Source organism: Streptomyces sp. NPDC027663 (genome assembly GCF_055566415.1).
The window spans coordinates 21733-39585 of record NZ_JBVHSK010000023.1 but is presented as its reverse complement, the minus strand read 5'-3'; the positions used below and the strand labels follow the sequence as shown (position 1 = coordinate 39585).

General features: G+C 71.6%; 16 protein-coding genes, 5 tRNA genes and 1 riboswitch. Of the genes, 9 read left to right on the top strand and 12 right to left on the bottom strand.

The features are described 5' to 3' along the window. Positions 1-40: 40 nt before the first annotated feature. From ACZ4SF_RS35775 to ACZ4SF_RS35750, 6 genes are all read right to left on the bottom strand, one after another. Positions 41-117, bottom strand: a tRNA-Phe gene (locus ACZ4SF_RS35775). A gap of 24 nt (positions 118-141) precedes the next feature. Further along, positions 142-216: transfer RNA gene (locus tag ACZ4SF_RS35770), tRNA-Asp, on the bottom strand. Between the two features lie 36 nt (positions 217-252). Beyond that, positions 253-325, bottom strand: a tRNA-Glu gene (locus tag ACZ4SF_RS35765). An 80-nt stretch (positions 326-405) separates the two neighbouring features. Then, on the bottom strand, positions 406-1962 hold the full coding sequence (locus ACZ4SF_RS35760) for a metallophosphoesterase family protein (protein ID WP_468392840.1): 1557 nt from the start codon (positions 1960-1962) through the stop codon (positions 406-408). Positions 1963-2021: 59 nt separating this feature from the next. After that, entirely contained in the window at positions 2022-2372 is a 351-nt protein-coding gene (locus tag ACZ4SF_RS35755; protein ID WP_468392838.1) for a metallopeptidase family protein, read from the bottom strand. Positions 2373-2521: 149 nt separating this feature from the next. After that, positions 2522-2653: a hypothetical protein gene (locus ACZ4SF_RS35750; protein ID WP_468392836.1), complete on the bottom strand. Its 132-nt coding sequence runs from the start codon at positions 2651-2653 to the stop codon at positions 2522-2524. A 94-nt stretch (positions 2654-2747) separates the two neighbouring features. On the opposite strand from ACZ4SF_RS35750, the gene ACZ4SF_RS35745 reads away from it, so the two are divergent. The 4 genes from ACZ4SF_RS35745 to ACZ4SF_RS35730 all read left to right on the top strand — a co-directional run bounded on the left by ACZ4SF_RS35745 (position 2748) and on the right by ACZ4SF_RS35730 (position 7937). Beyond that, positions 2748-3257 carry a hypothetical protein gene (locus ACZ4SF_RS35745; RefSeq protein WP_468392834.1) on the top strand — a complete coding sequence of 170 codons (510 nt, stop codon included), beginning with the start codon at positions 2748-2750 and terminating at the stop codon, positions 3255-3257. 391 nt (positions 3258-3648) lie between these two features. Then, positions 3649-5778, top strand: coding sequence for a DEAD/DEAH box helicase (locus ACZ4SF_RS35740; protein ID WP_468392832.1), 2130 nt, complete (start codon positions 3649-3651; stop codon positions 5776-5778). A gap of 463 nt (positions 5779-6241) precedes the next feature. Further along, a complete protein-coding gene (locus tag ACZ4SF_RS35735; protein ID WP_468392830.1) occupies positions 6242-7765 on the top strand; it encodes an amino acid permease in 1524 nt (507 codons plus the stop codon). A 99-nt stretch (positions 7766-7864) separates the two neighbouring features. Continuing rightward, positions 7865-7937 (top strand) — tRNA-Lys (locus ACZ4SF_RS35730). A gap of 107 nt (positions 7938-8044) precedes the next feature. On the opposite strand, the gene ACZ4SF_RS35725 is transcribed toward ACZ4SF_RS35730, so the two are convergent. From ACZ4SF_RS35725 to ACZ4SF_RS35715, 3 genes are all read right to left on the bottom strand, one after another. Further along, the gene (locus ACZ4SF_RS35725; RefSeq protein ID WP_468392828.1) at positions 8045-8725 is read right to left on the bottom strand and encodes an HdeD family acid-resistance protein; all 681 of its coding nucleotides are present in this window, start codon (positions 8723-8725) and stop codon (positions 8045-8047) included. Between the two features lie 297 nt (positions 8726-9022). Beyond that, complete coding sequence (locus ACZ4SF_RS35720) at positions 9023-9601, bottom strand: TetR/AcrR family transcriptional regulator (RefSeq protein ID WP_468392826.1); 579 nt, start codon at positions 9599-9601, stop codon at positions 9023-9025. A gap of 144 nt (positions 9602-9745) precedes the next feature. Next, entirely contained in the window at positions 9746-10450 is a 705-nt protein-coding gene (locus ACZ4SF_RS35715) for a TetR/AcrR family transcriptional regulator C-terminal domain-containing protein (RefSeq protein ID WP_468392824.1), read from the bottom strand. Positions 10451-10593: 143 nt separating this feature from the next. On the opposite strand from ACZ4SF_RS35715, the gene ACZ4SF_RS35710 reads away from it, so the two are divergent. Next, a complete protein-coding gene (locus tag ACZ4SF_RS35710) occupies positions 10594-11223 on the top strand; it encodes an NADPH-dependent FMN reductase (protein WP_468392822.1) in 630 nt (209 codons plus the stop codon). An 11-nt stretch (positions 11224-11234) separates the two neighbouring features. Further along, the gene (locus ACZ4SF_RS35705) at positions 11235-12746 is read left to right on the top strand and encodes a DHA2 family efflux MFS transporter permease subunit (RefSeq protein WP_468392820.1); all 1512 of its coding nucleotides are present in this window, start codon (positions 11235-11237) and stop codon (positions 12744-12746) included. A 29-nt stretch (positions 12747-12775) separates the two neighbouring features. Here ACZ4SF_RS35705 and ACZ4SF_RS35700 read toward each other — a convergent pair whose 3' ends face one another. Together ACZ4SF_RS35700 and ACZ4SF_RS35695 are read right to left on the bottom strand one after the other, a co-directional pair. Then, positions 12776-13456 (bottom strand): GTP cyclohydrolase II, encoded by a 681-nt coding sequence (locus ACZ4SF_RS35700; RefSeq protein ID WP_468392818.1) that lies wholly within the window; start codon positions 13454-13456, stop codon positions 12776-12778. A gap of 100 nt (positions 13457-13556) precedes the next feature. After that, positions 13557-14090, bottom strand: a complete 534-nt coding sequence (locus tag ACZ4SF_RS35695; protein ID WP_468392816.1) for a MarR family winged helix-turn-helix transcriptional regulator — start codon at positions 14088-14090, stop codon at positions 13557-13559. An 80-nt stretch (positions 14091-14170) separates the two neighbouring features. Between ACZ4SF_RS35695 and ACZ4SF_RS35690 the strand changes: the two genes are divergently transcribed. After that, positions 14171-15304 carry a dihydrofolate reductase family protein gene (locus tag ACZ4SF_RS35690; protein WP_468392814.1) on the top strand — a complete coding sequence of 378 codons (1134 nt, stop codon included), beginning with the start codon at positions 14171-14173 and terminating at the stop codon, positions 15302-15304. 143 nt (positions 15305-15447) lie between these two features. Here the strand turns inward: ACZ4SF_RS35690 and ACZ4SF_RS35685 are convergent. Then, positions 15448-15521, bottom strand: a tRNA-Met gene (locus ACZ4SF_RS35685). A 321-nt stretch (positions 15522-15842) separates the two neighbouring features. Continuing rightward, a riboswitch (cyclic di-AMP (ydaO/yuaA leader) is annotated at positions 15843-16012 on the top strand. Between the two features lie 9 nt (positions 16013-16021). Here ACZ4SF_RS35685 and ACZ4SF_RS35680 point away from each other — a divergent pair. Both ACZ4SF_RS35680 and ACZ4SF_RS35675 read left to right on the top strand, forming a co-directional pair. Then, positions 16022-17071, top strand: a complete 1050-nt coding sequence (locus ACZ4SF_RS35680) for a M23 family metallopeptidase (protein ID WP_468392812.1) — start codon at positions 16022-16024, stop codon at positions 17069-17071. A 93-nt stretch (positions 17072-17164) separates the two neighbouring features. Further along, positions 17165-17853 (top strand): aldo/keto reductase (locus tag ACZ4SF_RS35675; protein WP_468392810.1); only part of this gene is annotated, 689 nt, incomplete at its 3' end.

Genomic DNA, 17853 nt, shown 5'->3' with positions numbered 1-17853 from the left:
GAAACCCCCCTTCCGACTGCTCGGGAGGGGGGTTTCGTTCTGGTGGCTGGGGCCGGGGTCGAACCGGCGACCTTCCGCTTTTCAGGCGGACGCTCGTACCAACTGAGCTACCCAGCCACGATGTTTCACGTGAAACATCAGCGGTCCTGACGGGATTTGAACCCGCGGCCTCCACCTTGACAGGGTGGCGAGCACTCCAAACTGCTCCACAGGACCAAGCGTGCGTGCAACAGTGTCGCACACGGTGTTGCGTGCCCCCAACGGGATTCGAACCCGTGCTACCGCCTTGAAAGGGCGGCGTCCTAGGCCGCTAGACGATGAGGGCTATCGGCCCGCCTGGGCGCTTCTCAGCGCGTCGGGGACGTGAGAAGCATATGGGATGGCGAGGGGTATCGCCAAAACGGTTTACGGCGAGGTGCTGGAGGAGGCGGGGGACGGGGAGGGCGGAGCACCGGCGCCGCCGGGCTGGTTCTCGTCCGCCAGATGGCGGCTGACCTCGGCAGTCGTCAGACCCAGACCCCCCAGCTTGATCGCGTCCCAGGCCTGGAGGCGGCGGTTGTCCCGGTCGAAGTAGAGGATCGAGGCCTCGATCGGAGCCGGGTACTTGCGCTCCACCGCCCGCAGCCCGCTGCCGCCGGTCGAGCCCTCCATCCGCAGCCGGGTGCCGTGCGGCAGCATCTCCGTCCCCTCGTGGTGCAGATGGCCGCAGAGCACCAGCGGCACCAGACCGTCCGTCTCCCTGGCGGCCGACGGCTCGTGCGCGAGCGCCACGTCCACGGGCGTGCCGGCCGCCTGCTGGTCGCGCAGGGCGCTGGCCAGCCGGTCGCCCGCCAGCTGCTCGGACGCGTCGCCGCCGGGCACCACCGAGCGGTCGGGCGTGAACTGCGGATCACCCATGCCGGCGAACCGCAGCCCCCCGACCGTCTGCGCCCGGCCGTCGTCCAGGACGTGGACGTTCTTCATGCGCTCCAGGTAGCGCTGGGTGGTCCGCGAGTCGTGGTTGCCCCGCACCCACACGTACGGCACGCCCAGGTCCCCGACCGGGTCCAGGAAGCCGTTCTCGGCTGCCGCCCCGTGGTCCATCGTGTCGCCGGAGTCGACGATCACGTCCACCTTGTACTGCTCCACCAGCGAGCCGATGATCTTCCAGCTCGCCGGGTTCAGGTGGATGTCCGACACGTGCAGGACCCGGATGGTGGAGGGGTCCGGCCGGTAGGCCGGGAGGCTGGACGTGACGTCGTAGAGCTTCGTCACGTTCGTCACCAGGCGCGCCAACTCCTTCTGATACACGTCGAATTCCGTGACGATGCTGCGGGCGTTGCCGACCACCGACGGTGCCGAGCTGAGCAGCCCGGAGAACCTCGGCTCCAGGACCGACTTGGGGTTCCAGGTGGCGTACGCCGACGCGCCCGAGGCGGCCAGCAGGGCCAGCGCCAGTCCGCCGGCGGCCAGGGCCCGGCGCGGGCGGCGGTAGACGGCGAGGCCGAGGGCCGTCGCCCCGGAGACCACCGCGACGCCGGAGCGCACGGCCAGGTCGAGCGTGCCGTGCTCGACGTCCCGGGCCACCTCGTCCTGGATGCCGGAGATCCGCTCGGGATGGTCCACCAGGGCCTGGGCGCGCAGCGGGTCCAGCTGGTCGACGTTGACGTCCAGGCGGACCGGCGCCACATGACTGTCCAGGGTGAGCGCGCCCAGCGGGGACACGTTGATCTTCGTGCCGCCGGTGAGGGAGGGACGCAGCGCCATCGTCGTGTCCATCGGTCCGACCGGAGCCCGGACGTTGCCGACGATCAGCAGGCCCAGCCAGGCGCCGACGAGGACCACAGCGGTGAGGCCGAGGGCACGCAGCCAGGGGCGGGGCCGGGCGGCGAGTTCCAGGCCGGGGAGCGGGCGGGCGGGGCGGTTGCGCTTCCGGATCCGGTTCAGCATGGGGTTCAGGGCTGCGACGGGGACGCGGGCCATTGGTCCCGTATGCCCATGACCCGGTGCGGATATGCGACCGGGCCGGGGCCGCCGGAAGGTCAGCCCCAGCCCAGTTCGTGGAGCCGCGCGTCCTCGATGCCGAAGTGGTGCGCCACCTCGTGGACGACCGTCACGGCCACTTCCTGGACCACGTCCTCCGCCGTCTCGCAGTAGCGCAGGGTCGGGCCCATGTAGATCGTGATGCGGTCCGGGAGGACTCCGGCGTACCACTCCCCGCGTTCCGTGAGCGGGGTCCCCTCGTAGAGCCCCAGCAGCTCCGGGTCGTCGGCGGGTGGCTCGTCCTCCACGAAAACGGCCACGTTGTCCATGACCCGCGTCAGCTCCGGCGGGATCTGGTCCAGGGCCTCGCTCACCAGCTCTTCGAACCTGTCGCGTGTCATCTCCAGCACAGGGCCATTGTCGGGGAGGACCTGCCGAGTCGGGAGGATGCGGGGCGGGCCCCGGCCGATCCAGGGCGCTGTGTCGCCGTCCCGCGGGAGCGTGCCGCCGGGGTGCGGGCCCGGGGCGAAGCGGTGCCGGGGCTCCGCCTCGTACCGCGTCAGGCGTTCATTGCCGGCGTCGTGACGAGCCGGAACCGGTCCTCGCCGGGCCGGCCGTGCAAGCGGCCGTGCGCGCCCGGACCGCCCGCCGTTTCGGCATCGACGACGCCCGGCCGCACGCCCTCGGTCACCGCTGGGCGGCTGTTCGAACGCGGCGCGTGTCCTCTTGCGGGCGGCGGGAGTTGGGCATGTCGACTTCTTTCCTTGCCCCCGGAGGTGGCCGCCGTGCGCCCCTTGTACGTACCCGTCCGTCTCGCCGTGGCGGTACTGGCCGTGACCGCCGCCGCCGGCTGTGTGAACGTGGGTGACGACGCGGGCCGGGCCCGGCCCTCCCACTCGGCGGGGCAGCGCGGCGGCGAGGCACCCGACGGCGGTCCGGTGGCCGGCCCGGGTGATTTCGGGCACGAGGAGGCGGCGGCCGACGGCAAGCACGGGCGCGGCGGCAAGAAGAAGCGGGGGAAGTCGGCCTCGGCGTCGGCCCGCCCGTCACGGGCGGGCAGCGCCTCCGCGGTCCCGGCGAAGCCGGGGAAGACCGACAAGCCCGGGGAGCCGGAGCCGAGCGAGGCACCGCCGACCCCGCCGGCGTCCACCCCGCCGCCCGAGCCGCCGGCCTCCACGCCGCCTCCGCCGGTCTCGGAGCCGCCGTCGGCCGAGCCGTCGTCCTCGGCGCACGAGGAGACGCAGCCCCAGCTGGTGCAGCGCGAGCCGGCGCCTGCGGCGGGCGTGGCGGTGTGATGTCGGCGACGTGAGTGCGGTGCGCGGGGTGTGCCGGGGGATGCGTGCGGGTGCGTTTCGGGAGTGCCGCGGGTTCGGCACCGCCGGACCACGCCGTGGTGGACGAGCGCTGTCGCGGCGGAGGGGGAGAGCGGCCGGGCTGCCGTGGCGCGGAGCGTCGGGCCGTGGCCGTCAGGGGCGGTGAGCTGGGGCTATGGGCTCGGTTTGCCTTTGCGGGTGGTGAGTGCGTATGGTGGTAGATCGTTTGATCCCATTTGCCCGGCGCCACCACAGAGCGCGCCGTGTGGCGCGTACTCTCCTTTGCCGTGGCGGACCGCATTGAGGCGGTCGTGAGCGATTCACGGAGTTGACGGGCGCGTGCCGAAGAGACTCCGGAAGGTTTCGCATTCGCATGTCCGTGTCCAGTACTGACCAGATCGTCGTGTCCGAGAACGAGAACGAACTCACCGACGTGACGACCGAGGTCACCGAGGCCCCCGAGGCCGCTGACACCACCCCCCAGACCACCTTCGCCGACCTCGGCCTCCCCGAGGGCGTCGTGCGCAAGCTCGCGCAGAACGGCGTGACGACCCCCTTCCCGATCCAGGCGGCGACCATCCCGGACGCCCTGGCCGGCAAGGACATCCTCGGCCGTGGCCGCACCGGCTCCGGCAAGACGCTCTCCTTCGGCCTGCCGACCCTGGCCCAGCTGGCCGGCGGCCGTACCGAGAAGAAGCGGCCCCGCGCCATCATCCTCACCCCGACCCGTGAGCTGGCCATGCAGGTCGCGGACGCCCTCCAGCCGTACGGCGACGTCGTCGGCCTGAAGATGAAGGTCGTCTGCGGCGGTACGTCCATGGGCAACCAGATCTACGCCCTGGAGCGCGGTGTCGACATCCTCGTCGCCACCCCGGGCCGCCTGCGCGACATCATCAACCGCGGCGCCTGCTCCCTGGAGGACGTGCAGATCGCCGTCCTGGACGAGGCCGACCAGATGTCCGACCTGGGCTTCCTGCCCGAGGTCACCGAGCTGCTCGACCAGGTCCCGGCCGGCGGCCAGCGCATGCTCTTCTCCGCCACGATGGAGAACGAGATCCAGACCCTGGTCGACCGCTACCTGAACAGCCCCGTCTCCCACGAGGTGGACGCGGCCCAGGGCGCGGTGACGACCATGTCGCACCACATCCTCATCGTGAAGCCCAAGGACAAGGCGCCGGTCACCGCCGCGATCGCCTCCCGCAAGGGCCGCACGATCATCTTCGTCCGCACCCAGCTGGGCGCCGACCGCGTCGCCGAGCAGCTGCGCGAGGCCGGCGTGAAGGCCGACGCGCTGCACGGCGGCATGACCCAGGGCGCCCGTACCCGCACCCTGGCCGACTTCAAGGACGGCTACGTCAACGTCCTGGTCGCCACCGACGTCGCCGCGCGCGGCATCCACGTCGACGGCATCGACCTGGTCCTGAACGTGGACCCGGCCGGCGACCACAAGGACTACCTGCACCGTGCGGGCCGTACCGCTCGCGCCGGCCGCACCGGCACGGTCGTCTCGCTGTCGCTGCCGCACCAGCGCCGCCAGATCTTCCGCCTGATGGAGGACGCGGGCGTCGACGCCGCGCGCCACATCATCCAGGGCGCCGGCACCTTCGACCCGGAGGTCGCCGAGATCACCGGCGCCCGCTCCATGACCGAGGTCCAGGCCGAGTCCGCGGGCAACGCCGCTCAGCAGGCCGAGCGTGAGGTCGCGCAGCTCACCAAGCAGCTGGAGCGCGCCCAGCGCCGCGCTGCCGAGCTGCGCGAGGACGCCGACCGGCTGGTCGCCCGGGTCGCCCGTGAGCGCGGCGAGGACCCGGAGGCCGCGGTGGCCGAGGCCCAGGCGGCCGCGGCGGAGGCCGTGGTCGAGGCGGCCGTGACCGAGGTGCCGGCTCAGCGCGAGGCCGAGCGCGAGGAGCGTCCGGCGGCTTCGGCGCCGTACGAGCGCCGCGAGCGCCGTGGCTCCGACCGTGACCGTGGCTTCGAGCGCGGGGACCGGGGCGAGCGCGGTGGGCGTTCCTTCGAGCGCCGTGACGACCGTGGCGGCCGTGGCTTCGAGCGCCGTGACGACCGTGGCGGCCGTGGCTTCGAGCGCCGTGACGACCGTGGCGGCCGTGGCTTCGAGCGTCGCGACGACCGTGGTGACCGCGGTGGCCGTGGCTTCGAGCGCCGTGACGACCGTGGCGGCCGTGGCTTCGAGCGTCGCGACGACCGTGGCGAGCGCGGTGAGCGCCGTCCGTTCGACCGTGACCGTGGCTTCGAGCGCCGTGACGACCGTGGTGACCGCGGTGGCCGTGGCTTCGAGCGCCGGGACGACCGCGGCGGCTTCCGCCGGGACGAGCGCGGCGGGCACCGGGGCAGCGACCGCCCGTTCAACCGTGACCGCCGCGACGACCGGCCGGGCTTCCGTTCCGGTGGCCACGAGCGCCCCTACGGCCGCCGTGACGACCACCGCGGCACCGGCTCCTTCGGCCGCCGCGAGGACAAGCCGCGCTGGAAGCGCAACGGCTGACACCGGGTGAACTGAGGAAGGGCCCGTACGACTCCGGTCGTACGGGCCCTTCCGGCGTTTGCGGGGGCGGCCGGAGCGGCGGCGGCGCCGAAGAGCTTCCACCGCGGCTCGCGACGCCCGTACTCAGCTGCCGGAACCGGTGTGACGGTTGCGGCACCCCCGCGCTCGCGTGGCGGAGTGAGGCCTCGTCCGCCCGCGCGCGGTGCAGCCGTTCGCCGCGCCGGCCGGCAGGCCCGGACGGCGGGAAAGCCGATGCTGACGGCCCCACACCGGTACGGACGCCACCACGCGCGTGGGCCGCCCTGCCGGCCGGGTACACCGCCGGCCAACGACGGCTGACCTGAGCGGTGGCCGCCGCGCGGGGGAAGAACGGGCCCGGCCGGCAGGGCTACAGGGCATTTCCAGCCACATCCGGTCCCCGAGTGACGCATGTCACGCCCTTCGTGAGGGAATTGCTGGGGGCATGACAGATGACGCGAGAGCGAGCGGAACACAGGGAACACCCGGTCTCTCGGACGAGGAGCGGCTGGCCCAGCTCGGCTACACCCAGGTCCTCGCCCGCCGTATGTCGGCATTCTCGAACTACGCCGTCTCCTTCACGATCATCTCGGTCCTCTCCGGATGCCTGACCCTCTATCTCTTCGGCATGACCACCGGCGGCCCCGCGGTGATCACCTGGGGCTGGGTGGCGGTGGGCCTCATGACGCTGTTCGTGGGCCTGTCGATGGCCGAAATCTGCTCGGCGTACCCGACCTCGGCCGGCCTGTACTTCTGGGCCCACCGGCTGGCACCCCCGCGCTCGGCTGCGGCCTGGGCGTGGTTCACGGGCTGGTTCAACGTGCTCGGCCAGGTCGCGGTGACCGCGGGCATCGACTTCGGCGCGGCCTCCTTCCTGGGCGCCTACCTGAACCTCCAGTTCGACTTCCGGGTGACCCCGGGCCGTACGGTCCTGCTCTTCGCCGCGATCCTCCTGCTGCACGGTCTGCTGAACACCTTCGGTGTCAGGATCGTCGCGTTCCTGAACAGCGTGAGCGTGTGGTGGCACCTGCTCGGCGTGGCGGTGATCGTCGGCGCGCTGGCCCTGGTCCCCGACCAACACCGGTCGGCATCCTTCGTCTTCACCCACTTCGTCAACGAGACGGGCTGGGGCAGCGGCCCGTACGTCGTCCTTCTCGGCCTCCTCATGGCCCAGTACACCTTCACCGGCTACGACGCCTCCGCCCACATGACCGAGGAGACCCACGACGCGGCCACGGCGGGCCCGAAGGGCATCGTCCGCTCGATCTGGACCTCGTGGATCGCCGGCTTCGTCCTGCTCCTCGGCTTCACCTTCGCGATCCAGTCGTACGACAAGGAGCTGACGTCCCCGACCGGCGCACCCCCCGCCCAGATCCTCCTGGACGCGCTGGGAGCGACGACGGGCAAGCTGCTGCTGCTGATCGTGATCGGCGCCCAGCTCTTCTGCGGGATGGCCTCGGTGACCGCCAACAGCCGCATGATCTACGCCTTTTCACGGGACGGCGCGCTGCCCTTCTCCCGCGTCTGGCACACGGTCAGCCCACGCACCCGGACCCCTGTGGCGGCGGTCTGGCTGGCCGCACTCGGCGCGCTGGCCCTCGGCCTGCCCTACCTGATCAACACGACGGCCTACGCGGCGGTGACGTCGATCGCGGTCATCGGCCTCTACATCGCGTACGTCATCCCGACCTACCTCCGCGTCCGCAAGGGCGCCGCCTTCGAGCCGGGCCCCTGGCACCTGGGCCGCTGGTCGGGGTTGATCGGGCTCGTCTCGGTGACCTGGGTGGTCGTGATCACCGTGCTCTTCATGCTTCCCCAGGTCTCCCCGGTCACCTGGAAGACCTTCAACTACGCCCCGGTCGCCGTCCTGGTCGTCCTCGGCTTCGCGGCCACCTGGTGGCTGGTCTCGGCCCGCCACTGGTTCCTCGCCCGCACCCGCACGGGCACTCCGGTACCGGCCGAAAAGTGACCATCTCCCCACTCCGACCGACGCGGACGCGGCCGCGACCCCGATACCCGATCGGCGACACGGCCTCGTCCGGCTATGCTCGGACACGCAACATCGCCTGGGCCCTTAGCTCAATTGGCAGAGCAGTGGACTTTTAATCCATTGGTTGTGGGTTCGAGTCCCACAGGGCCTACCGAGGCAGGGCGGGTTCACCCCCCGCTGACCTGCGTGGGAGCGCCTCGACCGGTTCCGACTGGTCGGGGCGCTCCGTCGTGTTCGGCAACAACGCCGTTCCCGCGGTCAGTGCTGCGGGTGCGGGTGGGCGTGGAACAGGGACCGCCGCTGCCTGGGGGTCGTGCCCCGGGTCAGACGGCCGGCTTCGACACGCAACTGGACGGCATGGAACACCTCGACGACACCCACGACGATGGCCATGATGCCGACCGTCAGGGTGAGCGTGCCGATCGAGCCGAACGGCAGGACGATCACCACGATGCCCGCGAGCAGAGTGAGGATCCCCAGGGTCAGCAGCCAGCCGCGGGCCGGCAGGTCGGGGGACGACGCCGCGGCCGCCGTCATCGTGACGCCCCGCAGCAGCCACCCGAAGCCGATCCACAGCGCGAGCAGCAGGATCGACTCCAGAGTGCCCCGGAAGCAGACGAGCCCGAGCAGCACACACAGTGCACCGGTGATGAAGTGCAGCGCGCGCAGATGCACGGGCACCTGCGTGCCGAAGGTCGCGGTCAGCTGGAAGACCCCGGTGACCAGCAGGTAGACGCCGAAGGCGATGCCGACGACGCGCAGTGTCTCGCCCGGCCAGGCCAGGACGACGACACCCAGAGCCATCGATGCCAGACCGATGGTGAACAGGGCCTGCCAGCCGAGGTTCGCCAGGGCTGTCAGGCCTTCGCCCGGTGGCGCGCCGGGTTGCCGGGTCTCGCTCGGCCGGCTCGTGCCGGGTGAATCGGAGGGGAAGGCCATGTCATCCACCTCGAATCCCATCGGGTTGAACGGTGAGGTGAGAACACACCCATCGTCACCCGTTCGGTCCCATCGCGCCTGAGGAGCGGGGACGCGCGCCGGAGGGGAGCGGGTGCGCGCGGCTGAGGAGGGCGGGTGCGCGCGCCGGGGGGGAGCGGGTGTGCGCGATTGAGGAGGGCGGGTGCGTGCGCCGGAGGGGAGCGGGTGCGCGCGGTTGAGAGAACGGGTGCGTATGCCTGAGAGAACGGGTCCGTGCGCCTGAGGGAGCCGGTGCGCGCTTCCGGTTTCCCGGGCGGTCTAGGAGTTCTGCACGATCCGCTCCACCGCCGCCGTCACCAGTGCGTCCCGTTCCTCCTCGGTGAGGACCTCGGGCAGCGTCAGCTGTTCGACGATCAGCCAGTTCAGGGTCAGGTAGAGGAGTTTGACGGCCATGGTGTCGCCGGGGAGGCCGCTGGCCTCGTGATAGGCGACGTTGGCGTCGAGGTCGGCGCGGACGCGTTCGGTGAGGACCGTGCGCAGTTCCGGACGGCGGGTGGCTTCCAGGCGCAGTTCCAGCAGGGCGAGATAGCCGGTGCGGAAAGAGGCGACGCGGCCCACGACTTCGCGCATGAGCCCGACATAGGAGGCCCGGTCACGGGGAGCCGTCCGCTGGCGTTCGAGGAGCGCCTCGTCGGGCTGCAGCCGTTCGTAGACACGGGCGCCGGCCTGGGTGAGCAGGTCGTCGCGGCTGGTGAAGTAGTTGGACGCGGTGCCCGTGGGTACGGCCGCCTCGGCGTCCACCGCCCGGAAGGTCAGCCCCCGAGCGCCCTCTCGCGCCAGTACCTCGATCGCCGCGTCGACGAGCGCGGCGCGCCGTTGGTCGTTCCTTCTCACCATGTCCGTCCCAGCCCTGGGTTTTGCCCTCGATACACCACTGCGGGCAGAGTACTGCACGTGGAGTTGTCTGCGAGGCGCCGCGTCGGCCGCGCAGGCGTCCGCCGGATCCGTGAACCGTTCCGGCGGGTCCTGTGGAGCCGTTCGCTAGGCCTCGTGAGGCGTCCGCTGAGTCCCGTACGCCCGAAGGAACGCGCTCACCCCGCCCCTGATCAGGCGCTCCGTCTCCGCCGTCGGCAGCGGCAGGACGCCGTAGTGGGTCGTCTGGATGATGCTGTGCGAGATCAGGGCCGTGAAGTGGCCCGCCGCCAGTGCCGCGTCGCCGTGGAGGTTCAACAGGCCGGCGTCCTCCAGGCGGGCCATCGCCTCGGTGACGGCCCGGGCTACCGGTTCCGGGCCCGCCTCGTGCCAGGCCGCCAGGACCTCCGGGGGCACGTGGTCGGCCTCCGCGTGGATGTGGCGGACCAGGGCGAAGTGGTTCGCGTAATCGGTCAGGAGTCCGCTGAAGCCACGTGCCAAGGCGACCAGCGCGCGCTCCAGGTCGTCGGGGTGCGGCGGGCGCTCCGGGTCGAGTGCGGCGCGCAGGCGGGCCAGCTGGGCGTCGCGGACCTCGCTCGACGTCCAGGTCACGACCGTCTGGAAGAGCTGGGCCTTGCCGCCGGGGAAGTGGTTGTAGAGCGTCCGCGTGGAGACGTCGGCCGCGGCGGCGAGCGCGTCGACCGAGGCGCGCGTGTACCCCTCGCGGCCGAAGACCGTGCAGGCCGCACTCGCGATCGCCATCTGCTTCTGCAGCTTGCGCGGTGACACCTCGTGCCGTGCACGCTCCAGCCGGGACTCGTTCGTCTCGCTCACGCCTGCCTCCTTCGTGACCAGTCGACTCTAACCGAACTACAACGGTCGTTGTAATTTTTACAACGACCGTTGTACCTTGCTGGTGAGGCGACCACCGGGTGTGGTCGCCCGCCATCGGATGCCCAGATCAGAGGGGGACAGCTGTGTCCGTTACCGAATCCACCGCCGGTGCCCGTACCGCCGAGGACCGTCCGCTCCGCGTCGCCGTCGTCGTCGGCAGCGTGCGAGAGGGGCGCCTGGGCCGGGCCGTCACCGACTGGTTCCTCGCCACCGCCGCCGCGGACCCGGGGTTCGAGTTCGACGTCGTCGACCTCGCCGGCGTGGACCTGCCGCTGGTGCTGCCCGGCTGGGGCGGTACGCCGAGTCGGGAGGCCGTCGCCGCGCTGCGGGACGTGTCGCCGCGGCTCGCCGCCGCCGACGCGTTCGTCGTCGTCACGCCCGAGTACAACCACAGCTTCCCGGCGTCCCTGAAGAACGTCATCGACTGGCACCACCGCGAGTGGCAGGCCAAGCCGGTCGGCTTCGTGTCGTACGGCGGTCTCGGCGGCGGGCTGCGCGCGGTCGAGCAGCTGCGGTTGGTCTTCGCCGAACTGCACGCGGTGACCGTGCGCGACTCGGTGAGCCTGCACGGGCCCTGGTCGGGCCTCGGCGAGGACGGCGTCCCGCGCGACGCGGACGTGTGCGCCGGCGCCGCCAAGGGCATGCTCGGCCAGCTCGGCTGGTGGGGCCGGGCGTTGCGGTCCGCACGCACCGAACGCCCTTACGCGGGCTGAGGAGCGCCACGATGACCACCCTCCAGCCCTCCGGCACCAGTCGTTCCGCTCCCGCGGCCGACGAGGGAGCCTCCGTTCCCGCGGCCGGCGAGGCAGCTCTCGTTCCCGCACCCGGCAACGGAAGCCCCGTTCCCGCGGCCGGCGAGGCAGCCCCCGCCTCCTCCGCCCTCTACCGCATCGTCACCGTCGTGGTCCTGGGCTCCGTCATGGCGGTGCTCGACATGACGATCGTCAACGTCGCGATGCGGCACCTCTCGGAGTCCTTCGGTGCCCCGCTGGAGACCATCCAGTGGACCGCGACCGCCTACACGCTCGCGCTCGCCGCCGTCATTCCGACCGCGGGCTGGGCGATGGGCCGGATCGGTGCCAGGCGGACGTACATGCTCGCGCTGGCCCTCTTCACGCTGGGCTCCCTGCTCGCCGCCTGCGCCTGGGACGCGGGCAGTCTGATCGCGTTCCGCGTGCTGCAGGGCCTGGGCGGCGGCCTGCTGCAGCCGGTGGGCATGACGATGGGCATGCGGGTCGCCGACCGGGCCCGGCTCGGCCGGGCTATGGCGCTGCTGGGGCTGCCCATCCTGGTCGGCCCGGTGGCCGGCCCGATGCTCGGCGGCTGGCTGGTGGACGCCGCCTCCTGGCACTGGATCTTCCTGATCAACCTGCCCGTCGGAGCGCTGGCCCTGCTGCTCGCCGTCCGGCTGCTGCCGGCCGACGCCCCGGACGCCCGCCGTGCGGACCCGCCCCGGCTGGACGTCCCCGGCCTGCTGATGCTCTCGCCCGGGCTGGCCCTGCTCCTGTACGGCCTTGCGCGCGGCGGCGAACGCGGCGACTTCACGGCGCCCGGCACCCTGCTGCCGACGCTCGCCGGTACCGTGCTCGCGGCGGCCTTCGTACGGCGCTCGCTCGCCGTCCGCGCACCGCTGCTGGACCTGCGGCTGCTGCGGAACCGCACGTTCGCCGCCGGCATCGGCACCCTCGCCCCCTTCACCTGCGGGTACTTCGGCTCGATGCTGCTCGGGCCGCTGTACTGGCAGCAGGAACGGGGACTGAGCGCGGCAACGGCTGGGCTGCTCGGGGCGCCGGTCGGGCTGGTGGTCGGTACGACGATGCAGATCGCGGCCCGGCGGATGGACCGGGTCGCACCGCGCCGGCTGATCGCGGCCGGGTGCGCGGTGGCCACCCTCGGCATGGGCCTGCTGGCGTGGCAGACGGGTACGGCCGGGGTGGCGCCCTGGCGGATCGTGGCCGCGGGCATGGTCATGGGCGTCGGCGCCGGGATGACGCTGATGCCGGCGATGACCACGGCGACCCGGGATCTGCCTCAGGAACGGCTGGCCGGGGCGAGCACCGCGCTGAGCATCAACGCCCAGCTGGGCGCGTCCGTCGGTACGGCCGTGCTGTCGGTGGTGCTGGGCGCGAGCGGCCCGGCCCCGGCCGGTTTCCGGCTCACCTACGCCGTGGCGGCGGCGTTCCTCGCCCTCGGCGTGCTGTCGGCACTCCGGCTCCCGGACCGGAGCCGGGGCTGAGACCCGGGGCCCGGGGGCGGCGGGACTCCCTAGCCGGCGTTCAGCTCCGTCAGCTCCGTCAGCTCCGTGAGGTCCGGCAACTCCGTCAGTTCGGCCAGCGGCAGGGTGTGCTGGGTCTGCAGGACCTTGGCGCGCAGGTAGCGGACGTTGTGGGCCGTGGTGAAGACACCGGTCGGCACCCGGTCCCGCACGGCGACTCCCAGTGAGCGCAACTGGTCTGCCTTGTCGGGGTTGTTGGACAGCAGGTCCAGCTCGGTGATGCCGAGCGCGTCGAGCATCTGCGCGGCGGCCGTGTAGTCGCGGGCGTCCTCGGGGAGGCCGAGGGCGGCGTTCGCCGCGTAGGTGTCGAGGCCCTGGTCCTGGAGGGCGTAGGCGTCGAGCTTGTTGTAGAGACCGATGCCGCGGCCCTCCTGGCGGAGGTAGAGCAGGACGCCGCCGCGGTCGGTGATGCGCTCGACGGCCTCGCGCAGCTGGGGGCCGCAGTCGCAGCGGGCCGAGCCGAAGACGTCACCGGTCAGGCACTCGGAGTGCAGCCGCACCAGCGGGACGGGGCCGGGCTCGCCGAGGACGACGGCGATGTGCTCCTGGCCGTCGGCGAGGCCGTGGAAGGTGACGATCTCCGCGTCGGCGCGGTAGCCGTCGGCGAAGCGCAGCGGTACCCGGACACGGGCGCGCGGGGTGGCGGCGGTGGCGGCGGGGATGTCGGGCATGCGGGTCTCCGGGTTCCGTTCCGTCGAGGCACCTGCTTCAGATTTGAAGCAGATGCTGGCTCGGGACCCTCCCCCATGCTTCAAACTTGAATCAATGTCTTCAGTCGGACGGCGTACCGGAGCACGGCGACGACCGCCGGCGCCACGGCACCTCTTCCGTCCCGGCCCGCGCCCCGTCGTCCTCACCCTGCAGCCCGCGCGCGATCCCCGTGCAGATCGCCTCCAGCTGCCCCACCTGCTCGGGGGTGAGCCGGTCGAAGAGCGTGCTGCGCACCGTCTCGACGTGCCCGGGTGCCGTACGCTCTAGTACGGCCATCCCCTCGTCCGTCAGCAGTGCGAGCGAGCTGCGCTTGTCCTGGCTGCAGTTCTCGCGGCGCACCAGTCCGTCCCGCTCCAGCCGGGTCACCACGTACGTCAGCCTGCTCCGCGTGATCTTCAGCGTCTCGGCGAGATCGGTCATGCGCAGCTGCCGGCCGGGCGCCTCGGACAGGTTGGCCAGCACCGAGTAGAACAGGTGCGGCATACCGCCGTCCTGCTGGAGCTGCCGGTCGATCGCGTCCTCCAGGAGGCGGGACGCGGCGATGTAGGCGCGCCAGGCGCGCTGCTCCTCGGGGGTGAGCCAGCGAGTCGTCATGTCGCCAGTGTAAGTTTGCTTCAAACTTGAACCAAGCGGTCTGCCTGTCGACCGTCCGCCCTCCGGAAGAGAGTGCGCCGATGCCCCTGCCGTACGTGCTGCTGTCCGCCGCCGTCTCCCTCGACGGCTACCTGGACGACACCGGCCCCGAACGGCTCCTGCTGTCCAGCCCGGCCGACTTCGACCGGGTCGACGAGGTGCGGGCCTCCGTGGACGCCATTCTCGTCGGCGCCGGCACCATCCGCGCCGACAACCCGCGCCTGCTGGTCAACTCCGCCGAGCGCCGCGCGGCCCGCACCAGGGCGGGCAGGCCCGAATATCCGCTCAAGGTCACCGTCACCACCTCCGGCGACCTCGACCCTGCGGCCAACTTCTGGCACACCGGCGGCGACAAGCTCGTCTATACGACCGACAAGGGTGCCGGACGGGCCTCGCGCCTGCTCGGGAGCACCGCCGACGTCGTCCCGCTCGGCCCCGATCTGGACTGGCGTGACCTGCTGGAGCACCTGCACGACGTGCGCGGGGTCGGGCGTCTGATGGTGGAGGGCGGCGGACGGGTCCACACCCAGCTGCTCCGGCAGGGCCTCGCCGACGAACTCCAGCTGGTCCTCGCCCCGCTGTTCGTCGGCGACCCCGCGGCCCCGCGCCTCTTCGGGCCGGGTGGCTACCAGGGCGGACGCCTGCGGCTGCTCGACACCCGCCGGATCGAGGACGTCGTGCTCATGCGCTACGAGCCCACGGCCCCCGGCGCCGGCCCGGCGCCCACCGCCGCCGACCGCCACTGGCTGCGCACCGCATGCGAGCTGGCCGCGCTGTGCCCGCCTTCCGAGACGGCGTTCAGCGTCGGCGCGGTCGTGGTCGCCGCCGACGGTACGGAGCTGGCCCGCGGCCACTCCCGCGAAGGTGCCGACCCGGTGGTCCATGCGGAGGAGGCGGCCCTCGCGAAGGCCGACCCGGCCGATCCGCGGCTGCCCGGCGCCACGGTCTACAGCAGCCTGGAGCCCTGCGCCCGCCGCGCCTCACGCCCCGCTCCCTGCGCCGAGCGGATCCTCGCGGCGGGTGTGCGCCGCGTCGTCACCGCCTGGCGGGAGCCGGACACGTTCGTGGCGGTTGCCGACGGGACGGGGGTGCTGCGGGCCGGGGGTGCGCAGGTCGTCGTGCTGCCGGAGCTGGAGGAACTCGCCAAGGCGCCGAACGCCCATCTTCTGCGGTGACGGGCGGCCTGCCCGTGGCGAGCGCTCCCCCAAGGTGAGCGGCTTCCCGGCACGAGCGGCTTCCCGAGACGAGCGGCCCTTCCAAGGGGGCCGGAAACACTCAGGGCCCGGAATCCGATGGATTCCGGGCCCTGAGTTTTCAGTAGCGGGGACAGGATTTGAACCTGCGACCTCTGGGTTATGAGCCCAGCGAGCTACCGAGCTGCTCCACCCCGCGTCGTTGTGGTTACAGCATACGCCATACGCAGGACCGCCTGCACACCGGTTTCCGTGGGGACCGGCCGGACGAGCCGCGTGTTGTCACGGAAGGTGAGCGGATGGAAGCCCTCCGCATGACACCTGAGTCACCATCAAACAGCGAGTGACTACTGAACATTCCCCAAGTACGGCCAACTCGCCCGGTTTGGTCGCCTACTTGCCGATAGTTCCGCAGGCAAAAACGTTAATGATCAAGTCGAACGGCTTGGAAAGTGACCGGCAGGTCTATTAACGTTCGATAACGCAGCGCGGTCGTCCCAGCCGTCACAAGAGGCGGCTCCGTGCGCACGCGCCGAATCCCGCAAGGGAACCGGGGAACCACCATTCTGGGGTGAATCACGCGAATGCCGCGGTCGTGAACTCACGGAGTCCACGACCGGTATACGCGCGTAGGAGACCTTCCTGCTCCGAACCCGTCAGCTAACCCGGTAGGCGGAGGAAGGAAAGGAGTACGCCCGCGTGGCGTCCAACCGGCCTGCCCCCGAAGCCCCGTTCATACCGGCACAGCGCGAGTCCGAGACCTTCGGCTACGGCGCCTACCGTGCGGAGGAGGGCCCCTGGGAGGAATGGAATCCCACCGAGGAGTCCATCACCCCCGTCCGTGGCCGGCACCGCGTCGCCAAGCAGCGCGGCGGGTTCGCACGCAGCTCCACCGTCCTCGGCGTCGGCGTGATCGCCGCGGTCGGCGCGGGCGGCATGGCCAGCGCCAACACCGGCAAACCGCCGGTCTCCATCTCCCTTCCCGACCTGCCTTCCGTCGGCTCCCTCTTCGACGACGACGCCGACAAGGCTCCCGAGGCCACCACCGCGCTCAGCGGCGTCGGCGTGACCTCCGCCGAGGCCGAGCAGGGCGGTGACGCCGGCGAGACACTGCGCAACCGGATCATGGCCCAGGCCGAGCAGCAGCAGGGCCAGGCCGAGAGCAGGGCCCACGCCGTCGCGCTCGCCGCCGCCGAGAAGCAGACCGCCGACGCGGCCGCCAAGGCGGAGAAGGAGGCCGCCGCCAAGGCCGCCGCCGCCAAGGAGAAGGCCGAGGCCGACGCCGAGCAGAAGGCGGCCGAAGCCAAGCAGGCGGCCGAGGAGAAGCGCCTGGCCGAGCTGGCCAAGCAGTACGCGCTCCCGACCTCCTCGTACACGATCACCTCGACGTTCGGCCAGGCCGGCTCGATGTGGTCCTCCGGCTACCACACCGGTCTCGACTTCGCCGCCCCCACCGGCACCCTCATCAAGGCCGTCCACAGCGGCAAGATCACCGAGGCGGGCTGGGCCGGCTCCTACGGCTACCGCACGATCCTCACCCTGGACGACGGCACCGAGCTGTGGTTCTGCCACCAGTCCTCGATCAGCGTCTCCGTCGGCCAGAAGGTCGCCACCGGCGATGTCATCGGCCGCGTCGGCGCCACCGGCAACGTCACCGGCCCGCACCTGCACCTGGAGGTCCACCCCGGCGGCCAGGCCACCGGCATCGACCCGATGGCATGGCTGCGGGGCAAGGGCCTCAACCCCTGACACGTCCTTCCCGGGAGCCGGTGACGGCCCTTCGCGGGAACTCGGACGCCGGCGGCGGAATGCGATCATCCACCGCCGGCGTTGACGTAGAGCATGACTTCTCTGCACAAACTCGGTTCCACCGACCTCGAGGTCTTCCCCCTCTCCCTCGGCGGCAACGTCTTCGGCTGGACCGCCGACGAGCAGACCTCGTTCGCCGTCCTCGACGCCTACACGGCCGCCGGCGGCAACTTCGTCGACACCGCCGACAGCTACAGCGCCTGGATCGAGGGCAACCAGGGCGGTGAGTCCGAGACGATCATCGGCAAGTGGGTCAAGGCGCGCGGCAACCGCTCCGACGTCGTCATCGCCACCAAGGTCAGCCAGCACCCCCGGTTCCAGGGCCTGTCAGCGGCCAACATCAAGGCTGCCGCCGACGCGTCCCTGCGCCGCCTGGACACCGACTACATCGACCTCTATTACACGCACTTCGACAAGCCCGAGGTGCCGGTCGAGGAGATCATCGGCGCGCTGGACGAGCTGGTGAAGGCCGGAAAGGTCCGGCACATCGCCGCCTCCAACATCACCGCCGAGCGCCTGAAGGCCTCCCTCGACTTCTCCGACAGCGAGGGCCTGGCCCGCTATGTGGCACTCCAGCCCCACTACAACCTGGTCTCCCGGGACACCTACGAGGGCCCGCTGCAGGACTTCTCCGACAGCGAGGGCCTGGCCCGCTATGTGGCACTCCAGCCCCACTACAACCTGGTCTCCCGGGACACCTACGAGGGCCCGCTGCAGGACCT